Origin of the sequence: Bradyrhizobium sp. AC87j1, assembly GCF_002936975.1 — a bacterium.
Taxonomy (GTDB): Bacteria; Pseudomonadota; Alphaproteobacteria; order Rhizobiales; family Xanthobacteraceae; genus Bradyrhizobium; species Bradyrhizobium shewense.
On sequence record NZ_PTFE01000178.1, the window covers coordinates 1 to 7,889 of the forward strand.

A 7,889-nucleotide genomic window follows, 5' to 3' on the forward strand; every position below is an offset into this window, starting at 1 on the left:
GCTCAGCACCGTCGTGGATGCAACGCACTCATCTTGAACAGGACCACCCCATGAAGCGCTCCTGGATGGACCGCATCATCGACACAATCGAATGGATCGCGGCCGGCTTCGTCGGCATCGTCGCGCTCGACATCTTCCTGTCGGTGCTGCTGCGCAACACGCTGAATTATTCGATCCCCGATTCGTTCGACATCGGCCGCATGCTGCTCGGCATCCTCATCTTCTGGGGCATCGCCGCGACCTCCTATCGCGGCACCCACATCACGGTCGACCTCGTCTGGGGCAATGTCGGACCGCGCCATCAACGCTGGATCGACGTGTTCGCAACCCTGGTGCTGCTGTTCGTCGTCACGGTGCAGACCTGGACGCTGTTCGACAAGGTGCGCGGCACCTACAACGACAATGTCCTGACCTTCGACATGCACATGCCGACATGGCCGTTCTTCGCAATCGCCTGGGTCGGTGACGTCTGTGCCGTGCTGCTGATCGCGATCCGCACCTACCGCCTGATCTTCCACCCCGAAGACATGCACGATCCCAAATTGAAGGCGACGGAGTAATCATGAGCACCGATGCCGTCGCCGTAATCGGCTTCGTCTCCCTGTTTGTCCTGATGCTGCTGCGCGTGCCCGTCGGCATGGCGATGGGCCTCGTCGGCGTCTCTGGCTTCGCCTATCTCGTCAACGGCACGGCGGCCCTGAAGCTGGTCGGCCAGACCTCGATGCGCACGGTGACCGACTACACCTTCGGCGTCATCCCGATGTTCCTGCTGATGGGCTCGTTCGTGTCCAATTCCGGCATGAGCCGCGAGCTGTTCCGTGCGGCCAACGGTTTCGTCGGACATTTGCGCGGCGGCCTCGGCATCGCCACCGTCGGCGCCTGCGGCGGCTTTGCCGCGATCTGCGGCTCCTCGGTCGCGACCGCCGCGACCTTCTCCGCCGTCGCCTATCCCGAGATGCGCCGCTTCGGCTATCCGCAGTCGTTCGCCACTGGCGTAATCGCCGCGGGCGGCACGCTGGGCGCGATGCTGCCGCCCTCCACGGTGCTCGCCGTCTACGGCATCATCACCGAGCAGGACATCGGAAAGCTCTTCATCGCCGGCATCATCCCGGGCCTGCTCGCGATGAGCATGTACATGATCACGATCTTCCTGATCGGCTATTTCCGTCCCGACTTCCTGCCCAAGGGCAAGGTGACGCCGTGGCGCGAGCGCTTTGCCGGCCTGAAGGAGATCTGGGCGCCGGTGCTGCTGTTCATCTTCGTGATCGGCGGCCTCTACGGCCTGCCCTATTTGCCGCGCTTCACGCCGACGGAAGCCGGCGGCGTCGGCGCCGCCGGCGCGTTCATCATCGGCGTGCTGACGGGCCGGCTCGACCGCGAGAAGATCCTGGCCTCGCTGCTGCAGGCGACGCGCACCGCCGCGGCGGTGTTCACGGTGCTGATCGGCGCGCTGATCTTCGGCTACTTCCTCACGGTGACGCAGACGCCGCAGAAAGTGACCGAATTCCTCACCGGCCTCGGTCTCGGCAGCTACGGCGTGCTGGCGCTGATCATGGTGATGTACCTCGTGCTCGGCTGCCTGATGGACGCCATGGCGATGATCATCCTCACGGTGCCGATCATCTTCCCCGTGATCACGCATCTCGGCTTCGACCCGATCTGGTTCGGCGTCATCATCGTCATGACCGTCGAGCTCGGCCTGATCCACCCGCCGGTCGGGATGAACGTCTTCGTCATCAAGAGCGTGGTGAAGGACGTCTCCTTCTCCACGATCTTCAAGGGCGTGATTCCGTTCGTGGTCACGGACCTGATCCGCCTCGTGATCCTGATCGCCTTCCCGCTGCTGGCGACCTGGCTGCCGACGCGGATGATGGCGCATTGACAGGGTGAAGCATGACGACACCGACGCTCGAGACGAAGTACGTCTTCACCATCACCGCGCGCATCGGCGACGTCGTCACCGCCGGCGAGACCGGCATCGGTGTCCGCCGCATCATCCCGATCATCGGCGGTGAGGTCACGGGCGCGATATCAGGCAAGGTGCTGCCGTTCGGCGCCGACTTCCAGATCATCCGGCCCAACGAGCTGATCGACCTGGAAGCAAAATACGCCTTCGAGACCGACGACGGCGCCATCGTCTATGTCGAGAACAAGGGCATGCGTTTCGGACCGGTCGAGCTGCTGCAGAAGCTCAAGCGCGGCGAGCCGGTCGATCCCAAGCTGATCTATTTCCGCACCGTGCCGAAATTCGAGACCGGGCACGAAAAGTATCGCTGGTTGATGGAGCACGTTTTCGTCGGCTCGGCGGCGCGGCATGCGGATCGCGTGGTGATCGACGTGCATCAGGTGATGTGACCACACACTCTGCTGTCGTCCCTGCCTAGTGCGCAATTGCGCACGTGGCGCAGGGACCCATACCGCGGAATCTATCGATTGCGGGCGGTGGGAGTACCGAACGGCTAGTCTTCGCCAAATCTCTCCCTGGGGTTATGGGTCCCTGCGTTCGCAGGGACGACATCGAATTTGGGGAAGGATTTTACCCCCCTGACCGGCTTTCCGGAACTCCAGAACTCAGCCCCTCCTTGACTCCCTCAAAATTCGTTATACAACATAACTATTCTGACAAGGACGCAAATGACACAGGGAAACGCCGAGACCGCTGACGCGGGTGCCTCCGGGCTATTGAGGATCGAGCGGGCGGACCGGGTTCTGACCGTGGGTCTGAACCGGCCGGCCAAGCGCAATGCGCTCAACGACGGCATCATCCTGGAAATCGGCGAGTGTTTTGCCTCCCTGCCCGAGGATATCGGCGCGGTCGTCATCCACGGCATCGGCGATCATTTCTCCAGCGGTCTCGATCTCTCAGAGCTGACCGAGCATGACGCGACCGGCGGGCTGCTGCATTCCCAGATGTGGCACCGGGTGTTCGACCGCATCCAGTACAGCCGCGTCCCCGTGATTGCGGCGCTGAAGGGCGCCGTGATCGGCGGCGGGCTGGAGCTTGCCTGCTCGGCGCATATCCGCGTCGCCGAACCCTCGACCTATTTCGCGCTCCCGGAGGGACAGCGCGGGATCTTCGTCGGCGGCGGCGGCTCGGTGCGGCTGCCGCGCCTGATCGGCGTCGCCCGGATGATGGACATGATGCTGACGGGTCGCGTCTACAGCGCGACCGAAGGCGCCTCCTACGGCTTCGCGCAATATGTCACGGAAGCCGGCAACGGGCTCGGCAAGGCGATGGAGCTTGCGACCAAGGTCGCCTCGAACGCGCCGCTGACGAACTTCGCCGTGCTCCAGGCGCTGCCCATGATCGCGGAGGCCAATCCGCAGACCGGCCTGCTGATGGAATCGCTGATGGCGACCGTCGCGCAGAGCGACAAAGAGGCAAAGCGCCGGATCCGCGAGTTCCTCGAACACAAGACCGCAAAGGTAAAGCCCAAGTCATGAGCGCGCAGCCGTCCTCTTCCAGCATGGAGCGCGGCGCGAGCACTTTCCCGCTGCGGCCCATTTCATTCGGCGACCCCGTCGTCGACATCGAACCCCGCGACGACGGCACGATCTACCTCAGGCCGAAACAGCCGCTCGGCGACTATCCGGTTCGCCTCACCGACCGCCTGCATCACTGGGCCAGCACCACGCCGGACCGTGTCTTCATGGCCGAGCGCGAAGGCGGCCGCGGCTGGCGCAAGATCACTTACGCCGAGCTGCTCGTCGCGAGCCGCCACATTGCGTCGGGCCTGATCGCGCGCGGCCTGTCGGCGGAGCGGCCGGTCGTCATCCTCTCCGGCAATTCGATCGATCACGCATTGCTGGCGTTCGGCGCGTTCTATGCCGGCATTCCGTTTTGCCCGGTGTCGCCGGCCTACTCGCTGGTGTCGAAGGATTACGGCAAGCTTTCTTACCTGATGAAGCTGCTGACGCCCGGCCTCGTCTTCGCCGAGGATGCCGACAAGTTCGCCGATGCGCTTGCTGCCAACGTCTCGCTCGGCACCGAGATCGCCGCGTCCTACGGCCAGGTGCCGGGCCGCGACGTCACCACGCTCGCCGACCTCATGGCGACGCCGATCCGCGGCGATCTCGACGATGTCCACGGCAAGATCGGCCCCGACACGATCGCGAAATTCCTGCTGACGTCGGGCTCGACCGGCAACCCCAAGGCCGTCATCAACACCCAGCGCATGATCTGCGCCAACCAGGTGATGTTGCGCGAGACGCTCGCCTTCCTCAAGGACGAACCGCCCGTCATCATCGACTGGCTGCCCTGGAATCACACTTTCGGCGGCAACCACAATATCGGGCTGACGCTCTACAATGGCGGCTCGATGTATCTGGACGCCGGCAAGCCGATGCCCGGCGGCATCGAGGAGACCGTGCGCAATCTCCAGGAGATCTCGCCGACGGTCTATTTCAACGTGCCCAAGGGCTATGAATCACTGCTGCCCTATTTGCGCGACGACCAGGGCCTGCGCGCAAAGTTCTTCGACCGGCTGCACGCGATGTTCTTCTCCGGCGCCGCGCTGTCGCCATTCATCTGGAACAGCCTCGACGAGCTCGCGGTGAAGGAAAAAGGTTATCGGGTTCCGATGCTGACCGGGCTCGGTGCGACCGAGACCGCGCCGTTCTTCATGTCGGTCAATCCGCGCACCAGCCGCTCCGGCCATGTCGGTCTGCCTGTTTCGGGCAATGACGCCAAGCTGGTGCCGAACAACGGCAAGCTGGAAGTGCGCGCCAAGGGGCCGAACGTCATGCCCGGCTACTGGCGCCAGCCCGACATCAGCGTAAAATCCTTCGACGAGGAAGGATTTTACATGATGGGTGATGCGCTCAAGCCCGCCGATCCCGAGGATCTCAACGCAGGCTTCGATTTCGACGGCCGCGTCGGCGAAGACTTCAAGCTCGCCAGCGGCACCTGGGTCAGCGTCGGCCCGCTGCGCGCGCGCCTCACTGCGGCCTGCGCCCCGCTGGTGCGCGACGTCGTCATTGCCGGCATCAATCGTGACGAGGTCTCGGCGCTGGTCGTGCTCGACCTCGACGGCTGCCGGCTGATCAACCCGACGCTGCCGACCGACGATCTCGTCGTCGCAACGCGCGACCGGCTGGTGCGCGAGGCGTTTCGCGAGCGCCTGACCCGTTTCCTCAGCCAAGCCACGGGTTCCTCGACCCGGATCACGCGCGCGATCCTGATGGACGCGCCGCTCTCGATCGACAAGGGCGAGGTCACCGACAAGGGCTCCATCAACCAGCGCGCGGTGCTCGAGCATCGCGCCGAATTGATCGAGGAGCTCTATGCTGCCAATCCGTCGGACCGTGTGATATCGGTCGGCTAACCCGGACATAAGCTACAGGAGAACGCCATGTTGTTGAAAGATCAGGCAGCCATCGTCACCGGCGGCGCATCGGGACTCGGCGCTGCCACCGCGCGAAAACTTGCGGCGCAGGGCGCCAAGGTCGCAGTGTTCGACCTCAATGCCAAGCTGGCGGAAACCGTCGCCGCCGAGATCAAGGGCGTCGCCGTGACCTGCGACGTCTCCGATGCCGCTTCCGCTGAAGCTGCGATCGCGCAGGCGACCAAGGCTCTTGGCGCGCCGCGCGTGCTGGTCAATTGCGCCGGCATCGGCGTTGCCAAGCGCGTCGTCGGCCGCGACGGCCCGATGGCGCTCGCCGATTTCGACAAGGTGATCAAGGTCAATCTGATCGGCACCTTCAACATGCTGCGCCTGGCCGCGACCGAGATGTCCAAGCTGGAGCCGCAGGCGACCGGCGAGCGCGGTGTCATCATCAACACGGCCTCCGTTGCCGCTTATGACGGTCAGATCGGGCAATCAGCCTATTCGGCTTCCAAGGGCGGCATCGTCGGCATGACGCTTCCGATCGCGCGTGAACTGGCGCAGTTCGGCGTCCGCGTGCTGACCATCGCGCCCGGCCTGTTCCTGACCCCGCTGCTCGCGAACCTGCCGCAGGAAGCCCAGGACTCGCTCGCCGCCGCGATCCCCTTCCCGCGCCGGCTCGGCCATGCCGACGAGTTCGCCGCGCTCGCGCTGCACATGGTCGAGAACTCCTACCTGAACGGCGAAGTGGTGCGCCTCGACGGCTCGCTGCGCATGGCGCCGAAATAAGGCGCGCGACACATGTTCGTGAACCGGCGCGACGTACAGATCCAGTGGGGTGATTGCGACCCCGCCAACATCGTCTACTACCCGCGCTATTTCGCGATGTTCGACGATTCGACCTCGACCCTGTTCGAGGTCGCCGGATTCTCCAAGCAGGATCTGGTCCGCAAGTACGGCCTGGTGGGCATCCCGATGGTCGACACGCGATCCAAGTTCTACATCCCCTCGACCTATGGCGACTGGATCACCATCGAAACGAAGATCGAGAGCATCAAGCGATCGAGCTTCGAGGTGAAGCACAACGTCTACAAGGGTGACGCGCTGGCGATCGAGGGTTTTGAGACCCGCGTCCTGGTCGGTCGCGATCCCGTTAACCCCGACAAGCTGAAATCGGCACCGTTCCCGGCGGAAATGGTAGCCAAATTCACGGGGAGTTAAGGCCGGAGCTAATCGCCGCATCGCCAAAAGAGGGGGCTGAATTACCCCCCGATTTCTGCTTTCAAAGAAACACGTAAAGGGAGGAATAGATGAAACGCTTTTACCTGACCGCCGCCATCACCGCGGCGACGCTTGCCCTGCCGGCGCTGCCCGCGCTGGCCCAGACCAGCGAAATCACCATCGGCATCACCACCACCACGACCGGCCCCGGCGCCGCGCTCGGCATTCCCGAGCGCAACGCGCTGGAATTCGTGCCGAAGGAGATCGGCGGCGTGCCGCTGAAGGTGATCGTGCTCGACGACGGCGGCGATCCCACCACCGCAACCACCAACGCCCGCCGCTTCGTGACCGAATCCAAGGCCGACATCATCATGGGCTCGGCGCTGACGCCGCCGACGATCGCGGTCTCCAACGTCGCCAACGAAGCCGGCATTCCGCATTTCGGCCTGGCGCCGTTCCCGATCACGCCCGAGCGCATGAAGTGGTCGGTGGCGATGCCGCAGCCGATCCCGATCGTGGGCAAGGTGCTCTACGAGCACATGAAGAGCAAGGGCGTGAAGACGCTCGGCTATATCGGCTATTCCGACTCCTATGGCGACCTCTGGTTCAACGACCTTAAAGCCCAGGCCGTGCCGATGGGCATGACCATCGTCGACGAGGAGCGCTTCGCCCGTCCCGATACCTCGGTGACCGGACAGGTGCTGAAGCTGGTTGCCGCCAATCCCGACGCGATCCTGGTCGGCGCGTCCGGCACCGCAGCCGCGCTGCCGCAGACCGAGCTGCGCGAACGCGGCTATCAGGGCCTGATCTACCAGACCCATGGCGCAGCCAGCATGGACTTCATCCGCATCGCCGGCAAAGCGGCCGAAGGCGTGCTGATGGCGTCGGGTCCGGTGATGGACCCCGAGGACCAGCCGGACGAAGCCGCCACCAAGAAGCCGGGTCTCGCGCTCAACGCCGCGTATGAGGCAAAGTACGGCCCTAACAGCCGCAGCCAGTTCGCTGGCCATTCCTACGACGCCTTTGAGATCCTCAAGCGCATCATCCCGACCGCGCTGAAGACCGCAAAACCTGGTACGCCGGAATTCCGCGAAGCGATCCGCCAGGCCTTGCTGACGGAGAAGGAACTGGCGGCAAGCCAGGGCGTCTACAACTTCACCGAAAAGGACCGCTACGGCCTCGACGAGCGCTCGCGCATCCTGCTGACGGTGAAGAACGGCAAGTACTCGCTGGTGAAGTAGGCACAGTGAAAGTTTCGAGACGACGAGAGCCGGCCCAATGGGCCGGCTCTTTTGCTTTTGCGGCTGAGATCGAGCAACCGCGTGTGAGAAATCAAATCAGATT

At 64.0% G+C, this 7,889-nt stretch carries 8 protein-coding genes; all 8 read left to right on the plus strand.

What is annotated here, in order from left to right; translation table 11 throughout:
• The first annotated feature begins 50 nt into the window (after window positions 1-50).
• A complete protein-coding gene (locus tag CV770_RS39955; protein ID WP_018321429.1) occupies window positions 51-560 on the plus strand; it encodes a TRAP transporter small permease in 510 nt (169 codons plus the stop codon).
• Window positions 561-562: 2 nt separating this feature from the next.
• A complete protein-coding gene (locus CV770_RS39960) occupies window positions 563-1,882 on the plus strand; it encodes a TRAP transporter large permease (protein WP_028142146.1) in 1,320 nt (439 codons plus the stop codon).
• 11 nt (window positions 1,883-1,893) lie between these two features.
• Entirely contained in the window at window positions 1,894-2,355 is a 462-nt protein-coding gene (locus tag CV770_RS39965; protein WP_091955895.1) for a DUF3237 domain-containing protein, read from the plus strand.
• Between the two features lie 279 nt (window positions 2,356-2,634).
• Window positions 2,635-3,444: a crotonase/enoyl-CoA hydratase family protein gene (locus CV770_RS39975; RefSeq protein ID WP_028142148.1), complete on the plus strand. Its 810-nt coding sequence runs from the start codon at window positions 2,635-2,637 to the stop codon at window positions 3,442-3,444.
• Window positions 3,441-5,324, plus strand: a complete 1,884-nt coding sequence (locus CV770_RS39980; RefSeq protein WP_104466213.1) for a feruloyl-CoA synthase — start codon at window positions 3,441-3,443, stop codon at window positions 5,322-5,324. Before CV770_RS39975 ends, CV770_RS39980 begins: the two co-directional genes overlap by 4 nt.
• 27 nt (window positions 5,325-5,351) lie before the next feature.
• Entirely contained in the window at window positions 5,352-6,113 is a 762-nt protein-coding gene (locus CV770_RS39985; protein WP_091955893.1) for an SDR family NAD(P)-dependent oxidoreductase, read from the plus strand.
• Window positions 6,114-6,125: 12 nt separating this feature from the next.
• Window positions 6,126-6,545: an acyl-CoA thioesterase gene (locus CV770_RS39990; protein ID WP_028142151.1), complete on the plus strand. Its 420-nt coding sequence runs from the start codon at window positions 6,126-6,128 to the stop codon at window positions 6,543-6,545.
• Between the two features lie 89 nt (window positions 6,546-6,634).
• Window positions 6,635-7,786 (plus strand): ABC transporter substrate-binding protein, encoded by a 1,152-nt coding sequence (locus CV770_RS39995; protein WP_091955892.1) that lies wholly within the window; start codon window positions 6,635-6,637, stop codon window positions 7,784-7,786.
• Window positions 7,787-7,889: the final 103 nt, after the last annotated feature.